The sequence below is a fragment of the Brevibacillus laterosporus LMG 15441 genome (assembly GCF_000219535.2).
GTDB lineage: Bacteria > Bacillota > Bacilli > Brevibacillales > Brevibacillaceae > Brevibacillus_B > Brevibacillus_B halotolerans.
Genome location: NZ_CP007806.1, coordinates 3,434,885 through 3,452,941, shown reverse-complemented (window position 1 = coordinate 3,452,941; position 18,057 = coordinate 3,434,885). Strand labels below are relative to the sequence as shown.

11 protein-coding genes and 2 pseudogenes are annotated in these 18,057 nt (G+C 41.1%); 11 read left to right on the top strand and 2 right to left on the bottom strand.

The annotated features are described in order from the left end of the window. Positions 1 to 203 precede the first annotated feature (203 nt). Positions 204 to 2,957, bottom strand: coding sequence for an NTTRR-F1 domain (locus tag BRLA_RS14875; protein WP_238547452.1), 2,754 nt, complete (start codon positions 2,955 to 2,957; stop codon positions 204 to 206). A 400-nt stretch (positions 2,958 to 3,357) separates the two neighbouring features. Between BRLA_RS14875 and BRLA_RS14870 the strand changes: the two genes are divergently transcribed. The 9 genes from BRLA_RS14870 to glnA all read left to right on the top strand — a co-directional run bounded on the left by BRLA_RS14870 (position 3,358) and on the right by glnA (position 15,230). After that, complete coding sequence (locus tag BRLA_RS14870) at positions 3,358 to 4,179, top strand: AraC family transcriptional regulator (RefSeq protein ID WP_003335717.1); 822 nt, start codon at positions 3,358 to 3,360, stop codon at positions 4,177 to 4,179. A gap of 359 nt (positions 4,180 to 4,538) precedes the next feature. Beyond that, on the top strand, positions 4,539 to 5,093 hold the full coding sequence (locus BRLA_RS14865) for a sigma-70 family RNA polymerase sigma factor (protein WP_051876123.1): 555 nt from the start codon (positions 4,539 to 4,541) through the stop codon (positions 5,091 to 5,093). Further along, a complete protein-coding gene (locus BRLA_RS14860) occupies positions 5,084 to 6,739 on the top strand; it encodes a YcdB/YcdC domain-containing protein (protein ID WP_003335719.1) in 1,656 nt (551 codons plus the stop codon). Before BRLA_RS14865 ends, BRLA_RS14860 begins: the two co-directional genes overlap by 10 nt. 137 nt (positions 6,740 to 6,876) lie before the next feature. Then, the gene (locus tag BRLA_RS14855; RefSeq protein WP_003335720.1) at positions 6,877 to 7,851 is read left to right on the top strand and encodes an AAA family ATPase; all 975 of its coding nucleotides are present in this window, start codon (positions 6,877 to 6,879) and stop codon (positions 7,849 to 7,851) included. A gap of 223 nt (positions 7,852 to 8,074) precedes the next feature. Next, positions 8,075 to 9,364 carry a GTPase HflX gene (hflX, locus tag BRLA_RS14850; RefSeq protein ID WP_003335721.1) on the top strand — a complete coding sequence of 430 codons (1,290 nt, stop codon included), beginning with the start codon at positions 8,075 to 8,077 and terminating at the stop codon, positions 9,362 to 9,364. A gap of 21 nt (positions 9,365 to 9,385) precedes the next feature. Beyond that, positions 9,386 to 10,654: a methionine gamma-lyase family protein gene (locus BRLA_RS14845; RefSeq protein ID WP_003335722.1), complete on the top strand. Its 1,269-nt coding sequence runs from the start codon at positions 9,386 to 9,388 to the stop codon at positions 10,652 to 10,654. A 194-nt stretch (positions 10,655 to 10,848) separates the two neighbouring features. Next, positions 10,849 to 13,221, top strand: coding sequence for a peptidoglycan D,D-transpeptidase FtsI family protein (locus BRLA_RS14840; RefSeq protein WP_041752627.1), 2,373 nt, complete (start codon positions 10,849 to 10,851; stop codon positions 13,219 to 13,221). 221 nt (positions 13,222 to 13,442) lie between these two features. Then, on the top strand, positions 13,443 to 13,850 hold the full coding sequence (locus BRLA_RS14835) for a MerR family transcriptional regulator (protein ID WP_003335725.1): 408 nt from the start codon (positions 13,443 to 13,445) through the stop codon (positions 13,848 to 13,850). A gap of 48 nt (positions 13,851 to 13,898) precedes the next feature. Next, the gene (gene glnA / locus BRLA_RS14830) at positions 13,899 to 15,230 is read left to right on the top strand and encodes a type I glutamate--ammonia ligase (protein WP_003343687.1); all 1,332 of its coding nucleotides are present in this window, start codon (positions 13,899 to 13,901) and stop codon (positions 15,228 to 15,230) included. 114 nt (positions 15,231 to 15,344) lie between these two features. Here glnA and BRLA_RS23835 read toward each other — a convergent pair. Next, a pseudogene (locus tag BRLA_RS23835) lies at positions 15,345 to 16,159 on the bottom strand (site-specific integrase); the annotation flags it as partial. A 171-nt stretch (positions 16,160 to 16,330) separates the two neighbouring features. Here BRLA_RS23835 and BRLA_RS14820 point away from each other — a divergent pair. Beyond that, positions 16,331 to 17,065 (top strand): annotated as a pseudogene (locus BRLA_RS14820) (M15 family metallopeptidase). A 106-nt stretch (positions 17,066 to 17,171) separates the two neighbouring features. Next, positions 17,172 to 17,801, top strand: a complete 630-nt coding sequence (locus BRLA_RS14815; RefSeq protein ID WP_164496774.1) for a VanZ family protein — start codon at positions 17,172 to 17,174, stop codon at positions 17,799 to 17,801. Positions 17,802 to 18,057: the final 256 nt, after the last annotated feature.

The following is an 18,057-nucleotide window of genomic DNA, read 5'->3' as shown; positions in this document are numbered from 1 at the left end:
ACGTATCATAATTAAGTATAAAAAGAATACGGAAATTACGCACACTAAAAATTGCGCGTTATGTAGTATAAATTGCGATGCTTCATATTACTGTTTATTTTTCAGTGGCAGGATTGATGTTTCATATTTGACGTAGTGAAATGATTATTTGCAATGAGAAGTGGTCACTCTTTATAAAGAGCGACCACAGAGAGTACATATGACTACAATAAAGCTCCGGTAAAAGTAATTCCCCCTACAGCAGTAACTGTGCCGCTACCAACAGTTTGAGCCACTAATGTGTACGTGACATTACCAACTCCAGGGGCTAAATCAACATGATTTATACTCGTAGAACCAAACGCATTTGTTCCAGTTTTTTGATCATTAATACTAAAAATGACTGTTGTTCCTTGGAGAACTTGGAATTCGACTACTGGATTACCTGATCCATTTTGCCAACCAATTATTCCAGTTAACCAGATACGGCTTGTAGCTGTACTTCCTGTTACTGTGATGGTTTTTAATATGGTTTGAGTGGTACTTATTACTATAGTGGAACTGCCGCTGGTATTAGGTGCGTTTTCGGAAACTTGGAAATTTAAAAAGCTTCCAGAAGAACCAGTAGGTCCTGTAGCTCCCGTGTTACCTGTAGAACCAGTAAGTCCGGTAGCTCCCGTGTTACCAGTGGAACCGGTAGGTCCGGTGGGTCCTGTGTTACCAGTGGAACCGGTAGCTCCCATGTTACCAGTAGAACCGGTAGGTCCTGTAGCTCCCGTGTTACCAGTGGAACCGATAGGTCCTGTAGCTCCCGTGTTACCAGTAGAACCGGTAGGTCCTGTAGCTCCCGTGTTACCAGTGGAACCGGTAGGTCCTGTAGCTCCCGTGTTACCAGTGGAACCAGTAAGTCCTGTAGCTCCCGTGTTACCAGTGGAACCGGTAGGTCCGGTGGGCCCTGTGTTACCAGTGGAACCGGTAGGTCCTGTAGCTCCCGTGTTACCAGTAGAACCGGTAGGTCCGGTAGGTCCTGTGTTACCAGTGGAACCGGTAGGTCCTGTAGCTCCCGTGTTACCAGTGGAACCGGTAGGTCCGGTGGGTCCTGTGTTACCAGTGGAACCGGTAGCTCCCGTGTTACCAGTAGAACCGGTAGGTCCTGTAGCTCCCGTGTTACCAGTGGAACCGATAGGTCCTGTAGCTCCCGTGTTACCAGTAGAACCGGTAGGTCCGGTGGGCCCTGTGTTACCAGTGGAACCGGTAGGTCCGGTAACGCCAGTAATACCAGTGGCGCCAGTGATACCGGTAGCGCCGGTAGAACCAGTAGGTCCAGTGTCCCCAGTAGCGCCAGTAGCGCCAGTAATGCCAGTAGGTCCGGTAATGCCAGTAGGTCCGGTAATGCCAGTAGCGCCAGTAATACCAGTAGGTCCGGTAATACCAGTAGCGCCAGTAATACCAGTAGGTCCGGTAATGCCAGTAGCGCCAGTGTCTCCAGTAGCGCCGGTAGAACCCGTAGGTCCAGTGTCCCCAGTAGCGCCAGTAATACCAGTAGATCCGGTAATGCCAGTAGGTCCGGTAATGCCAGTAGGTCCGGTAATGCCAGTAGGTCCGGTAATGCCAGTAGGTCCGGTAATGCCAGTAGGTCCGGTAATGCCAGTAGCGCCAGTAATACCAGTAGCGCCAGTGATACCGGTAGGTCCGGTAACGCCAGTAGCACCAGTAATACCAGTAGGTCCGGTAATACCAGTAGGTCCGGTAATACCAGTAGGTCCGGTAATACCAGTAGCGCCAGTAATACCAGTAGTGCCAGTAATACCAGTAGCGCCAGTAATACCAGTAGTGCCAGTAATACCAGTAGCGCCAGTAATACCGGTAGCACCGGTAACGCCAGTGTCCCCAGTAGCACCGGTAGAACCCGTAGTGCCAGTGTCCCCAGTAGCGCCGGTAGAACCCGTAGTGCCAGTGTCTCCAGTAGCGCCGGTAGAACCAGTAGCACCAGTAATACCAGTAGGTCCGGTAACGCCAGTAGCACCAGTAATACCAGTAGCACCAGTAATACCAGTAGGTCCGGTAATACCAGTAGCACCAGTAATACCAGTAGCACCAGTAATACCAGTAGCACCAGTAATACCAGTAGCGCCAGTAATACCAGTAGCGCCAGTAATACCAGTAGCGCCAGTAATACCAGTAGCGCCAGTAATACCAGTAGCGCCAGTAATACCAGTAGCGCCAGTAATACCAGTAGCGCCAGTAATACCAGTAGGTCCAGTAATACCAGTAGGTCCAGTAATACCAGTAGGTCCGGTAATACCATTAGCGCCAGTAATACCAGTAGGTCCGGTAATACCAGTAGCGCCGGTAATACCAGTAGCACCAGTAATACCAGTAGGTCCAGTAACGCCAGTAGCACCAGTAATACCAGTAGGTCCAGTAACGCCAGTAGCACCAGTAATACCAGTAGGTCCGGTAATGCCAGTAGCGCCAGTAGGCCCCGTACCTCCTATTGTCCCTGCCCCTGTTTGTACTAAAACAATATCATCAACGACTATATCTGCAGTTGATGGAGCAGGGATTTTATGAATAATAACCATTGCTTGAGTAGCTGCTGCAGGTACAACAGAGGATATTTCGTAGATGGTAGACCAGTTATTATTCAGGTTATTAGGAAGTTTACCTACCGGAAGAATAATATTGATTCCGATATTTTCAGGAGTAGAAGCGGCATTTAAATAAATCAAAGCAATATTTACTTGTGGGCTTGGCAAATTTCCTATTTTTCCGATCGATAGAAAAAATTCAAAAATTTCTCCACTTGTGACAGGCACAGTCTGATACAATACACTATTAGTCGTATTTCCAAAAAATAGTGCACTAAAAGAACCTGTGTGGCTCTGCAGGTTATTAATTGCTACATTTGAAAAATTCCATGGGACTAAGCTTCCTGTCTCAAAATTTCCATTCACAATTTTGTTGCCAAAGGGCAAATAAATCACCGCTTTCATTAATAAATTTAGTAGATCTTTTGCATTATATGGTGACTCTTATAGATGGGGAAGGGTATATACCAGTGGCGAAAAATACAAAATGAAACGAAAAGAGGGCGTTATTTCTATAAAAAGAGAGAAGTGTATATTTTAATAATAATTAAAAAGAGTACAATAAAGATTTGGCTAAAAAATATACAATAGAAAAACAAATAAACTAGGACATATCAATGGATCATCGCTTTTTTATTCTTCTGATTATGTTAGACTAATGTGTAAAAATGTATGTATTTCCTATTGATAATGTCGTATTCCTGCTCATATAAAGGTCTTTTAAAATCAGAATATTGGGCACGTTAGAAATTCTTATTAGCTCTTGTAGTGGAGGAAATATAAATAAATGGATATGCTTTTAGAATGGAAAAACAGTGGTTTTCGATTGTTTACCTTACAACAGGGGGAAAGTGATGAATTACATGATCATGGCGATTACCTGCAAGTCAGTATGCCGCTGGACAATGAGGTAGAGATTCAATGGAATCAACGATATCAAAGAGTAGCAGCTAAGCAAAGACTGTTAGTACAACCGGATGAACAACATCGTCATCTTGCTACATATGGCCCTGCTACTATTTTGCTAGTTGGCCTACATCGTAATTTTCTACAACAGGTATGGGAGCATGAACAGCCCGTAAGAGCAAGACATGCACTTGAATATACAAGCTTATCTACGAAGGTTGTCCCCTTATTTCAACAAACCGTACAACGCGCCTTTCAGCGATCAGTGTTTGAGCCGATGGATGAATTGCTTCAAACGGAACTGGAGTGGGAGATAGCTAGACTCTTTCTTACCCTTCATTCAAAAAACAATACATACACGGAGCTTGAGGTAACCTCTTTGTATGAATATCCGGGAATCAAAAGAGCAGTTGACTATATGCACGAAGCATTTAAACATCCCGTAACACTTGAAGAAATAGCAGGCATTGCCGGCAGTAGCAAATATCATTTTATTCATCAGTTTAAAAAGAATAAAAAAATGACACCCGGACAATACCTGCAACATTTACGAATAAAAGAGGCAGCCTATTTACTACGTTCAACGGATTGGGATATCACTCGAATTGCATATGAGGCTGGATTTGGTAGCCTCAGCTCGTTTCAACGTGCTTGGAAGCAACAATATGGTGTTTCAGCGAGCGAGTTTAGAAAAAATGGATAAGCTATGTATAGAAATGTTCATTGTGGCTACACTATACTTATCGAGCTCGGTGGTCACAAATTAGAAACGCGCAACAGTCTTTATAGGAGGTTGATGTGCCGTGGACGATGAAATGATTACCCAGATTGTGGTATCCGGTTCGCTTTGATGATCTAACTCTATATTGGAGGTAGATGAGTTAAAGAACAGTACCGCTAGTACCCCAAAATGACTGAGCTCGATGTGAACCGCTCTCCTATGAGGGCGGTTTTTCATGTTTTACCTTTAGGGGAATTCCGATAAAAATCATTGTCACAAAAATCGTTTAGCAGAATCTAATTTAATAGAAGAAAAAAGAATACATAAAGCAGGTGAATTCATTGGAAAAAGCGGAAATCGCTTTAACAATGTCTAAAGAGACTATCTTTGAGTCTCTTATGCATGAATATGGTCCAAAGATTTTAAATATGGTGTATCTCATGATAAAAGACCAAAAGATTGCGGAAGACATTACACAAGAAACCTTTATGAAGGCGTATATGAATTGGGATTATTTTAGAGGGGAGTCAGAGCCTAAAACATGGTTGTATCGGATTGCTATCAATGAAACGAAAAAGTATGTCCGTTCCTGGTCATTTCGGACGATTTTTTCAAAGCTTACCTTGCAAAGTCAACAGCAGGCCCAAAGTAAGGTAACGGATGATACCGAAAGTATATTTTTTAAGCAAAACGGAGCCGTTGAATTAAGAAAGCTAGTGCTGTCTCTGTCTCCAGATTATCAGCAAGTCATTATTTTGCGTTATTACCAAGAGCTAGAAATGAAAGAAATAGCATTTATTCTACAGATAAAAGAAGAGGCAGTACGGAAAAGGCTTTCGCGAGCCCGCCAACAAATCAAGCAAATGCTAGAAAGCAGGGGAGAGACATGGATGTAGATTCATTTGATAAAAAATTAGCACAAGAGTTTAGGACAACTAACTTAGATGTCCTTCCCTTCACTCCTCAGTTGGAAGCAAAAATTTGGGAAGGTATTCGTAAGAAAAAGCAGAAAAACCGTCGATTATTCGCTTCCCTATCATTAGCGTGTGGCTTTACTTTGATTGTGCTTGGTTCACGCTCAGTGTGGCTCGAGGATATACAGCTTAGCTCAAAACAACCGATTATTAAGCTGGAAACAGAATTAAAAGGATTGTCTCTGGAAGCTCAAAAAACGATGCAGTCCCTTTATAAATTCGCCCCATATCTAAAAAATGGTAAAGTAATGGAGTTCAAAGATGCTCGTGATAATTATATTGTTACTATTGAAGAAAAGAAAACAGAAAAAGAAGAAGAGGGATGGTCAGCAAGAATTCGACTCGATCGGACTAATGGTAAGTTAGAAGAACTCGACGTATTGAATGCAGGACGGGATAAGGGGAATAAAGCGATTGATTCACAAAGTGCCACGGCTATTTTACAGGAATTTTTAGGTGAAAAAAGGAAAGAGTATAAACAAACCAATCTATCAAAAAGCTCAGCTAACTTTATGCGATATGTTAATGGGATTCCAGTAAGCGGGGATAATGTTTACATAAGTATTAATGGAAAAGGGGAGTTAAAAGGGTTCGGTGTACGGAGTGACGAATGGATAGATCAATCAGCCTTTCCACATCCGTCACAGGCAATACCTGTACATGAATTGGAAAATCAGTTACAAAAGTATATAAAATTAAGGTATGTCGAACATTTTGATCCAAAAAATGACCGGCCAATACTAGAATACACACCAGGTATCCTGAACGCGTACAGCTTTGATGCGATTACGGGCAAAGCGATCTATCATACTTACTACGATTATGATCAACCGACCTTGATTAAAATGAATCCACCAAATAAACCTGCCCTCGCACGCAATCAACAAGAAGCAGAGCTGCTCATTAAACAGGAGTATGGAATTAAGGGGCCATTAAAAGTTTACTCCAATAATTGGGACGATCATAAACAACGGAAAGAAGAAAATGAGGCTGTTTACCAATTTGGAGAAAAGGGTGAATATACGGTTATTACGGAATTAAGCTCCGGGCGTGTCCTGCAAATTTCCAAGGTTACTCTTAAAGAAAAATGGAGAGTTTCCAAAGAGAAAGCTAGAGAGAAGGCCATTCGATTTCTGGAGAAATACCTTGATCCTTGGGACAAAGAAGTACAGCTCACATACAGTAACGAGAATGAATACACGCATATATTCCGTTTCTTTAAAAGCCATCAAGGCATTCCGGTTTTACAGACGGATAGTTCCTATCTCAGTTATTCGGTTCATGTAGATTCAGCTACAGGAGAAGTCATCTTATTTATCAAAGATTCAGTTGAAAAGCCTTTTGTATCTTCTTCTATTAAGCAAGTCAAGCTCCCGGATCGAAATGCCATAGTGTCACCAAAAGTGGGAGCTAGTGAGTGGCTGCGCTATAATCCGGTAGAGCTTGTGTATGAATATGTGGATGGAGGTAAAAAGACTAGGTTAGTGTATCGAGTTAAGGAAAGAAAGGTAGACAAAAACGTATTTATTGATGCGACTACAGGTAAAGCTGTATTTGTTGACAGATAAGAAACATCCCGGATCACTGCAACAGGTGAGACGGGATTTTTTTATAAATCAAGCTATTTATTTTGGATTTTCTGTACAGGATTTCAAAGTGTGCTGCGTATACTGTAGAGACGATTATGGAAGGCAGGTGATGGGACATGAAACAGGCTGCGACTATGACCAAAACGGTCGTTACAGAATCACCGGAGTCACCACATCGAATTCAATTTGTGTTTCATCATCCGGTTGTACAGCCGCTAAAGGAACCAGAGCCGTTGGTAGACACGGTACGATCTACTGCGAATGATCAAATCAAATCCGTTATTAATGATCTGGAAAAAATGATTGGACTCGATGAGGCAAAGCTTGTCATGTACGAGATTTATGCCCTCCTTAGAACGAACCGTGAACGCGCAAAGCATCAGTTAAAGACAGAACAACAGGTATATCATATGGTATTTAAAGGTAGCCCAGGAACGGGAAAGACTACGGTGGCCCGGATTTTTGGGAAGGTGCTTAAAGAGATGGGGATTTTAAGCAAGGGCCATTTAATTGAGGTGGAACGAGCCGATCTAGTGGGAGAGTTCATTGGACATACAGCGCAGAAAACACGCGATTTAATTAAAAAGGCTTTGGGCGGAATCTTGTTTGTGGATGAGGCTTATTCGTTAGCGCGCGGAGGAGAGAAGGATTTTGGCAAGGAAGCAGTGGATTGTCTCACGAAGGCAATGGAAGATCACAAAAACGAATTTATTTGCATTTTGGCCGGGTACACAGAGGAGATGGATGAGTTTTTGCAGATCAATCCAGGCCTGCCCTCGCGTTTTCCGATTCAGATTCACTTTACAGATTATGAGGTAGATGAGCTGATGGAAATTGCGGCGATCATGGTCGAGGAAAAGCAATATGTGCTCACCTCTACGGCAAAAGAAAAAATGAAGCAGCATCTGATCCACCTGCTATCCGACCCTTTTTTGGAGTCATTTAGCAATGCGCGTTACATACGGAATATGCTGGAGAAGGCTATTCGAGCACAAGCTATGCGGTTGTTAAAGAGTTCTAACCCAAGCAAGGAAGAATTAATGAGCATACGAGCAGAGGACTTGCAGGTTAGCAATCCTTTTTTGAACTGAAGCCTGACGTTTAATGGATGTAACGTGTGTTTTTAAATCTGGAGAACAAAGTTGACATCTCCCTAGATTTAACGGGTGAAGGATGAAAAGGATGGCAAATGGGTAAAAAAGAAGGTATATTGATTACTAGCTAGTAAAAGAATGAATTAGGGCATACGTTTGCTAGACATGCGAACGGATGCCGTTCTTTTCGTCTGGGGACGTGGGAAGGAAGGTTACATATATGAGTGAATGGAATAAACAGCAAACAGCTATAGTAGTTGGTTGTCTATTAGATCAGCGAGATGAGGAGCGGATGCGGTTATCCCTAGAGGAGCTGGGAGAGCTAGCGCGGACGGCCGGTGTTGAAGTGCTAGAAGTTATTACCCAAAATCGCGAGCGTGTCGATTCAGCTTGGTATCTAGGAACGGGTAAAATCCAAGAGATTGCGGAATTAGCAGTTAGTCTGGATGTAGATGTTGTCATCTTTAATGATGAATTATCCGCTAGCCAAAACCGTAATTTAGAAGCGTTATTTGAGTGTCGAGTAATTGACCGTACACAATTGATATTGGATATTTTCGCGAGTAGAGCTAATTCGCGTGAAGGTAAGATTCAAGTAGAGCTAGCACAATATAGCTATTTACTGCCCCGACTTGCCGGGCAAGGAAATCAGATGTCCCGATTGGGTGGCGGTATTGGAACGCGTGGACCTGGTGAGACGAAATTGGAAACAGACCGCCGTCACATTCGTCGTCGAATTAGTGAATTAAAGCAACAGCTAGATGATATTGTGCGGACTAGACAGCTTCATCGTGAGCGCAGGAAGAAAAACCATGTTTACCAAATCGCGCTGGTTGGTTATACGAATGCAGGCAAATCTACCTTATTAAATAATTTAACAAAAGCAGATACATTGCAAGAGGATAAATTATTTGCTACGCTTGATCCAACCACACGTCAGTTGGCTCTTCCTAGTGGAAAAGAAGTACTGTTGACGGATACAGTTGGTTTTATTCAAGACCTGCCCACTGCTTTGATTGCAGCTTTTCGATCCACATTAGAAGGGGTTCAAGAGGCAGATTTAATCTTACATGTAGTCGACTGCTCCCATCCTGATTTTGAAGTTCATATGGAGGTTGTAGATCAGGTCTTAAAGGATTTAGAAGCTGAAGGCATCCCTCGATTAGTGGTATATAATAAGGCTGATCTGCTTGATACTGACAAGTATTTGCCGCACCCTGAAGATTCGATTCAGATATCAGCATTGTCTGAGCAGGATTTGCAGCGTTTATTAAATAGAGTCGAAGGAATAGTATTGACGGGGTATGAAAGTGTCGAACTGATTATTCCGATGGAGCGTGGGGACGTGATCTCCATGATGCATCGAGCTGGACTAGAGATGGAGCAGGAATTCTCCGAGGATGGCACCGCTTATCATATTACGATACGTATTAAGCCAGATGAACCCATGTATGGGCGTTTGATTCCATATATGGTAAACCCACCAGCAATCAACGAAGAGGAATGGTAAGAGAAAGGTGAGAGAAAGAACATGTTTCAACTGTTTACGCACGGGGCGCAATTACGTCCGCTTGTGGAAGAAGTAGAAGAGATGATTGCCAAGCGACATCAGGAAGTATCCCGCTTGGTTGACTATAATCAATTAAAAGTATTGCGCTCATTTCAAAAGCATGAAGTAAATGAATTTCATTTTTCACCATCCACTGGCTACGGTTATGATGATAGTGGTCGAGCAACACTAGAATCTATTTATGCAGAAGTGTTTGGTGGAGAAGCGGCTCTCGTACGTCCGCATATTATATCGGGAACGCATGCGATAGCAATAAGTTTATTTGGAATGCTGCGCCCAGGAGATCACTTATTATATATAACGGGCAAACCATACGATACGCTAGAAGAAGTGGTAGGAGTGCGTGGAGAAGGTCAAGGCTCATTGAAGGATTATGGGATTAGTTACGACTATGTACCATTATTAGAGGATGGAAGCATTGACTTTCATGCTGTAAGAACAGCGATTCGTCCCGAAACGAAAGTGATTGGGATTCAGCGTTCGCGTGGCTATGCGGATCGCCCGTCGTTTACGATTGCTAAGCTAGAGGAAATGATTTCTTTTGTGAAGGAAATACGCCCTGAATTATACGTGTTCGTGGATAATTGCTATGGGGAATTTACAGAGGAAAAAGAACCGCTACAGGTCGGCGCTGATATTATGGCTGGTTCACTGATTAAAAACCCAGGTGGCGGTTTGGTTAAAACAGGTGGTTATATTGTAGGACGCGAGGATTTGGTTACAATGGCGTCTTATCGTATGGCAGCTCCAGGAATCGGAGCGGAAGGCGGAGCGTCATTATACTCTTTATTGGAGATGTTCCAAGGCTTCTTCTTAGCTCCGCACGTGGTAGGTGAAGCGTTGAAAGGGGCGATTTTCTCGTCTGCTATGCTGGAAAAACTAGGATTCCGCACTGATCCGTTGTGGCATGAACCACGAACTGATTTAATTCAGTCTGTAGAATTTGGAAGTGCCCAACGATTAATAACCTTCTGCCAAGGTATACAGAAGGCGGCCCCTGTCGATTCGCATGTAACACCTTATCCTAGTCCAATGCCAGGTTATGCGGATGAGGTTATCATGGCAGCGGGCACCTTTATTCAAGGGGCTAGCATTGAGTTTTCTGCTGATGGTCCTCTACGTGAACCTTATTTGGGCTTTGTGCAGGGAGGGCTTACGTACTCGCATGTAAAAGTGGGTATTTTAACAGCTTTAGATGGCATGATTGCAAAAGGGTTACTTGATTTATAACATATAACGCTAGATATGATGAAATTATGCAGACAGCTATGAATGTCCAACATTTATAGCTGTCTTTTTATATGGAGTAAAAGTGAAACCTAGCGGGACGTACTAATTTTTCAGCTATATTATCTAATGGAATAAATGGAATGTTCTGGTATATTTATAAGAAAGGGATATATGACAAGGGATGCGGTGAAATCATGCAAATTGAACCAGAGCAGCAGCGAAAAAAAGACCCGGAAATAGTATTCCGTGTAAATATTATGTTTTTAGCTGTTTTTATCTGTTTTGTAGTTGTCATTTTACGGCTGGCATATGTTCAAGTTGTTCAAGGGGAGTTATTTGCGCAAGAATTAGAGAAATACAGCCTCAAAGAACTTCCAATTCCTGCTCCAAGAGGTCATATTTTAGATCGCAATGGAGTGGTCCTAGTGGATAATAAGCCTGTTTTCACTGTTAAATTTATGGATAGACCAGAAGAAAAAATAAACAAGGAGAGTGTAGCGGAGGAATTGGCTACCTTGCTTGATTGGAAGCAAGAGGAGCGAGGTGATGATAAGAAGCTGGCTGACTTAGGGATTCAGCTACAAGCTAGCTTTCCCATCATATTGTCTTTTGAGCAACGTCAGAGATTGCGAACGCAAATACAGACAAAATTAGATGCATTACCTTCACTAGAGAAAATGGAACTATTACAATCCGTAGAGTTACTCCGTCTGGCAAAAGAAGTGCATATCCCAATCAAATATGCCTTTACCGATGTAGAGCGCACTAAGGCTCTTGAGCTGTTACGAAAAAAAACAGGAAAGACCTTATCGTATGAGCAAGGGGCAAATGATCGGGTACTGCTTGGCGAACTTCTGCAACAGCAGATTCCGTTTCCTTATCATTTGGAGAAAAAACAATCAGATGATCTTGTTCGCAAAATAAAAAGCTCCATTGAGATTTTGCGTGCAACACCTGTTACGAAGCAAAGCGATCGAAAGCTAATTGAAAATGCACGCTTCTTTTTCTTAGATGTAAACCTAGGTCTGTCTGGGATACAACGTGAGCAGACTTGGCGAAAATTACTTGTTTTAGAGCGGATGGTAGGCATGGGTGTCCCAGCCTTCATGCCAAGACAGATAAAGCGAAATATTACAGCGGCTGAGGATGCTCGGATTGAGGAGCGATTAGCCCGATTCCCTGGTGTTTATGTAGAGGTGGAGCCGCTTAGAAAAGTAAAGACTGATGCAAACGGAGGGCCACTTGCGACACATATTTTGGGGTATATCAACTCCATTGATCCTCGCTTTGTGAAGGAGTATAAGTCCAAACAATATTCAGGGAATGAATTGGTTGGTGTAGCTGGCTTAGAAAATTATTACGAGTCGCAGCTACGGGGAAAAACTGGTGCTATGACTGTACAGGTAAATCGGAATTCGGAATTTGTCAACGAAACCATAAAGCGTGTTGCAGAGCCTGGAAATGATCTTATTCTTACTTTGGACTGGAGATTTCAAGATAAAGTAGAGGAAATTCTGCATAAAAACCTTTCGCAGAAAAATCTGAAAGTTGGGCATGCGGTGGTAATGTCTCCTGATACGGGGGAAATATTAGCTTTGGCTAATTATCCTGATTATGATTTGAATTTGTATTATGATCGAGAAACATTTAGTAAAGTGTATAAAACGGATATCTGGCCTTATGAAGATAATAAAATTACTCGGGGAGCCTATGCGCCAGGCTCGACCGTAAAACCTATATCCGTGATGCTTGCCTTGCAGGAGGGGCTGGTTACTCCTTCTGAGACGATCATAGACAGAGGTGGTCTCTTAGTTGGAAATCGCTTTAAAAATAACTGGTTACGCTCTGGACATGGTGCAGTAGATGCAAGAAGGGCCTTACAGGTATCTAATAATACTTATATGTATGAAATGGGGCTTCGTTTAGCAAGAAAGGGGAATCGTGAAGGCAAGCATTATAGCGAACAATTTAATGTGTTAGATTACTATAACAGCCAGTTCGGACTGGGTGTAAAAACGGGAATTGATCTTCCGGGTGAGAAGGCAGGGTACCTGGCAAACGACAAATATTTAGGGAATTTAGTAGATGCATTTATCGGTCAATACAATAGCTTTACACCTATGCAGCTTTGTCAGTACGTCAGTACAATCGCAAATGGGGGTTATCGAATCAAACCTCATTTAGTTAAAGAGATTCGCAAGGGAGCAAGTAATCCAACAGAACGAATAACATTGACCAAAGTGGAGCCATATGTTCTAAATAAGGTCGATATTGATCCCAAGTGGATAAAGGTAGTGCAGGAAGGTATGGCAAAGGTAACCCAGCCGAACGGGACAGCGTATCGTAACTTCAAGGGTTTTCCGTTTCCTGTGGCAGCTAAAACGGGCACAGCACAAACGGGAGGGAACGCAGACAATGCGCTAATTGTCGGATATGCACCCGTTAAAAATCCACAGATTGCATTTGCTGTCGTTGTACCAGGTGGGGGGCATGGTGCTGATATGTCTGGAGTGATTGCAAAGCAAATTTTGGAGGAATATGTGAAAATGTATGGGATCGAGCAGTAATTAAAATGAATAAGAAATAATCACAAGGGAGCATGTTCTCAGATCGTCTCGCTGTTCTACCGCAAATAAGGTAGTCAAGAGATCGTAGATAGCATGCTTTTTTCTTGTTGTAAAAAAGTCATGTCAGATTTCCTTACATGTGTTGACAGATAATCTGCTATCCGTTAGAATTTGAACATAACAAATTGAAATGATTTGATTTGCGAGGAAGGGGAAGCAAAATGAGTGATGAAATTCGTCGCAACATGGCCCTTTTTCCCATAGGCATCGTTATGAAATTAACCGATCTTACTGCACGACAGATCCGATATTATGAACAACACGGGTTAGTCACACCAGCTCGTACAGACGGGAAGCAGCGGTTATTTTCGTTTAATGACGTAGATCGTCTGTTAGAAATTAAACAACTGATTGATAAGGGGCTAAATATTGCTGGCATTAAACAGGTGATCCAATTGAAGGAGCCTGTTGTGGAGGCGCCGATCTTACCAGGGAAAACGGCAGCTCGTCCACAAATGGAGAAGAAGGAATTACTGCAATTATTGAAACAACAAGTGATCAACCCCAGTGCCAATCGCTTAGGTGAATCGGCATTGATTCGTGGAGAGCTTTCTAGGTTCTTCCACTAGATAGATGGGTACAAAAAATTGATGGATTTGGTCAAGGAGGAAGAGAGAATGAGCCGTTATACGAAAGAAGACATTATGCGTTTTGCTGATGAAGAGAATGTGAAGTATATCCGTTTGCAATTTACTGATCTAATGGGTATCAGTAAGAATGTTGAGATTCCGGTTTCTCAATTGCCAAAAGCGTTGGATAACAAGATGATGTTTGACGGATCTTCCATTGAGGGTTTCGTGCGCATTGAAGAGTCTGATATGTATCTTTTCCCAGATTTAGATACATGGGTGGTATTCCCGTGGGGAACTGAATTCGGAAAAGTGGCTCGTTTGATCTGTGATGTGTATATGCCGGATGGTAAACCGTTTGAAGGTGATCCCCGTTATATTTTGAAAAAGGTAATGAAAGAAGCAGAAGAGCTTGGCTATACGGATTTTAACGTTGGTCCAGAGCCTGAATTCTTCTTGTTTAAAATTGATGAAAAAGGCGAGCCTACTCTCGATCTGAATGATCAAGGCGGATATTTTGACTTTGCACCATTAGACTTGGGTGAAAACTGTCGCCGTGATATCGTTCTAACTTTAGAGAAAATGGGCTTTGAAATCGAAGCTTCTCATCATGAAGTAGCACCAGGACAACATGAAATTGATTTTAAATATGCAAATGCGATACATGCAGCTGATCAAATTCTGACGTTTAAACTGGTGGTTAAAACAATTGCGCGTCAACATGGTTTGCACGCAACCTTTATGCCAAAGCCATTGTTTGGTGTAAGTGGATCTGGTATGCATGCGCACCAATCCTTATTTATTGGCAACGAAAATGCATTCTATGATGAATCTGATGAGCTAGGTCTAAGTCAAACAGCAAAATACTATCTAGCTGGTCTTTTAAAGCATGCAAGAGGATTTGCGGCAATTACAAATCCACTAGTGAACTCTTACAAACGCCTTGTACCAGGCTATGAAGCACCTTGCTACGTGGCATGGTCTGCAAAAAATCGTTCTCCATTAGTACGTATCCCTGCATCACGCGGATTGGGGACTCGTTTGGAAGTGCGTAATCCCGACCCGGCAGCGAATCCGTACTTGGCACTAGCTGTTATGTTGAAAGCTGGTTTGGATGGAATCAAGAACAAATTAGAATTGCAGCCTGCTGTTGATCGCAACATCTATGTGATGAACGAAGCTGAACGTGAAGCAAACGGAATTGATAGCTTGCCATCTACGCTAAAAGAGGCGATCGAATGTCTGAAAGCAGATCGAGTTATCTGTGAAGCGCTAGGTGAGCATGCCGCGTTACACTTCATCGAAGCGAAGGAAATTGAATGGGATATGTTCCGTACACGTGTTCACGAGTGGGAGCGTAACCAATACATGTCACTGTAAGAATTGGCAAACCCCTTGCGCCTATAGGTGTGAGGGTTTTTCTTGTTTGTGGGTTATAGGGTTGAAAAAGTCTCCACCCACATACGCACCCACAAAACACCCACATTTTTTCAATTAGTCGTAAATATTTTGCATATACTCTTTGAATTTGCTTATCGAATCAGTTTCGATTTTTTTAGATATGTGGGCGTATACGTCTGATGTGATTCGAAGGCTGCCGTGTCCAAGACGCTCTTGAATGTATTTCATATCTACTCCTGTTTCTAAAAGCAAAACTGCGTGAGTGTGTCGTAAAGAATGTATGGGCATTGAGAGGATGCCTGCTCTAGTTAAAATCCTTGAGAAAGCGTTGAATAGAGAAGATTTAGGAATAAAGCTCCCATCATTTCTACATAGAACCAGGTTAAGATCGTGATGGTAGAGATCGTTTAGCGCTAACTTGTTTTGATTTTGATATTTTGCATGATTGATCAAATCATTAACTAAGTTTTAACTAATATGAATCGTTTGAACAGAGTGATAGGTCTTTGTATCACCAAATAACTCATTTCTATCCTTGGCAGAAAAATCGAGCGTTTTGTTGATGCTGATGGTCATTTGTTTTAAATCAATATCAGACCATTGAAGTGCAGTAGCTTCACCTTTTCGTATCCCTGTCTCAATTAAAAGCTTGAAGTAAATCCAATAGATGTAATTATATTGATAAGCTTGTTGCAAAAAAAGGGTATATCTTTTGACTCCATAAATTTTAAAGTCTGTACTTTTTGTTGACCTTTAATAGTTGCACCGATACATGGATTTTTCTCAATCTTCCCTAATGTAACAGCTCTGCTCATTGCATTATGCATGGTAGAGTGTACTAACTCAACTGAACGTTTGCTGTAGCCTTTATCAAATAGTTGATTCAAAAATTTCTGATACATAATAGGTTAATTTAATACGTACTATATTTGAAGTCCGTTTACCAATGGAGGATTCCCAAAGAGATTAAGTGTAAAATCCAAGTAAAAAATTTAAGAAAAATTTTATATTTACCCGACTTTTTATTTTAAAAGTTTTTCCTATCCTATAAACAAGTTACATCAAGGAGGAGACTAAAAATGAAAAAGTGGGGATTTTTATTGGTTTTTGCATTATTTCTAGTATTTATTTTTAATATATTACCGATATCCCAAGATAAAGTAGAGGATCAAATATATGAACAAAATGATAATACAGCTACTGAAAATACCCAAAAGATTGAGAGTACAGAAGAGCAGATCTATCAAGGGAATCTGCTTTTGGTTAACAGTGAATATGCTGTTCAACAAGCAGGTATAAAATAGGATATTGTAAAATTTATTTACGCACAAAGAATTGACGAAGGGGTATGGGTTACTTGATAACGAAATTAAATTGTCAGAAGAAATAGCTGAAGAATTTTCGGAGATGATAGCTGCTGCCGAAGAGGATGGGGTTAGTAATTTTTTAATTAGCAGTGGTTATCGAGACTTGGATGAGCAAAGCAAATTATACGAAGAGATGGGAGCTGACTATGCTCTGCCAGCGGGTCATAGCGAACATAATTTAGGATTAGCACTTGATGTAGGATCTACTCAAATGAAGATGGATAAAACACCTGAAGGAGAGTGGATAGAAGAAAATTCTTGGAAATACGGCTTTATATTACGCTATCCCTTGGATAAAACGGATGTTACAGGAATTCAATATGAACCTTGGCATATTCGCTATAAATTTCTCAAAACGAGACAATTGAAGTTGAAGTACCAGCGAATGAACAATATGAAATATCTGGTGATAATATAGATGGAGTGATTGTGACCACATTTTCTTGAATTAGGTTCTAAAAGTCATAGGTTTAATGTAAAGTTAGGAGATTCAGCAAGGGGGAATATTATGTCACTATTTCAGTATTTATATGTTTATACTCGTATATGTATTATGTATGTTGTTCATACGGATTTATTAATTAACATTATTTGCACATGTATTTTATGTATTATATTTCAAAAAATATTTTTTCTAAGGGCTAAGAAGAAGGAAGGAAGAGTTTCCCGCAAGCATTTTTTTGGGGTATTTATTTTTTTAGTGTATCTGTCAGTTGTTTATGGTGTAACAGGTATAGGAACAATTTGGGATGTGCAAAGGTTTGTTACCGCATCTACATCTGAATTTAATCGAATTTATTTAGTTCCATTCTCTAGTTCTGAGGTAACTATGCCGTATGTTTTAAATATTATAATGACGATACCATTAGGATTCTTGTTACCATTGATTTGGAAACAATTTCGAACAATAAAAAAGGTTGCCTTGTCGGGATTTTTGTTATCTTTATGTATTGAATTAAGTCAGTTGTTTACTCAAAGTCGAAACACAACGACAGATGATTTAATTATGAACACACTAGGCGCTATTATTGGATATTTCATCTTTAAAGCATTCTTTCACGTCTTCTTGAAAAAAAATAGCAACGAAAAAGATGAAATAACATCATCTTCAGTTGTCATCAAACACGAAGCATTCTTTTATTTAGGTTTATCATTTTTGGGGATGTTTTTATTTGCTATTTAGGGCTTTTCGCCATCAATAATGCTTGACAAAAAATAAAATTTAAAGATGATGAAAAAACGTCTGCTTAGCACTCTTGCACAAGGATAAGGAGTGTAACAGTATGGCAAAAGATCTACTTAAGATGCTCTGTAGATGGTTGTTGAAATACTTTCGAAAACCTGCGAATCAGAACTAAACATACTTCGATTGTAATTTCCTTAACGTTGTAAATCCGCATTTTCCTGACGCTATCCCTATTATAAGCATACTTCTTAGG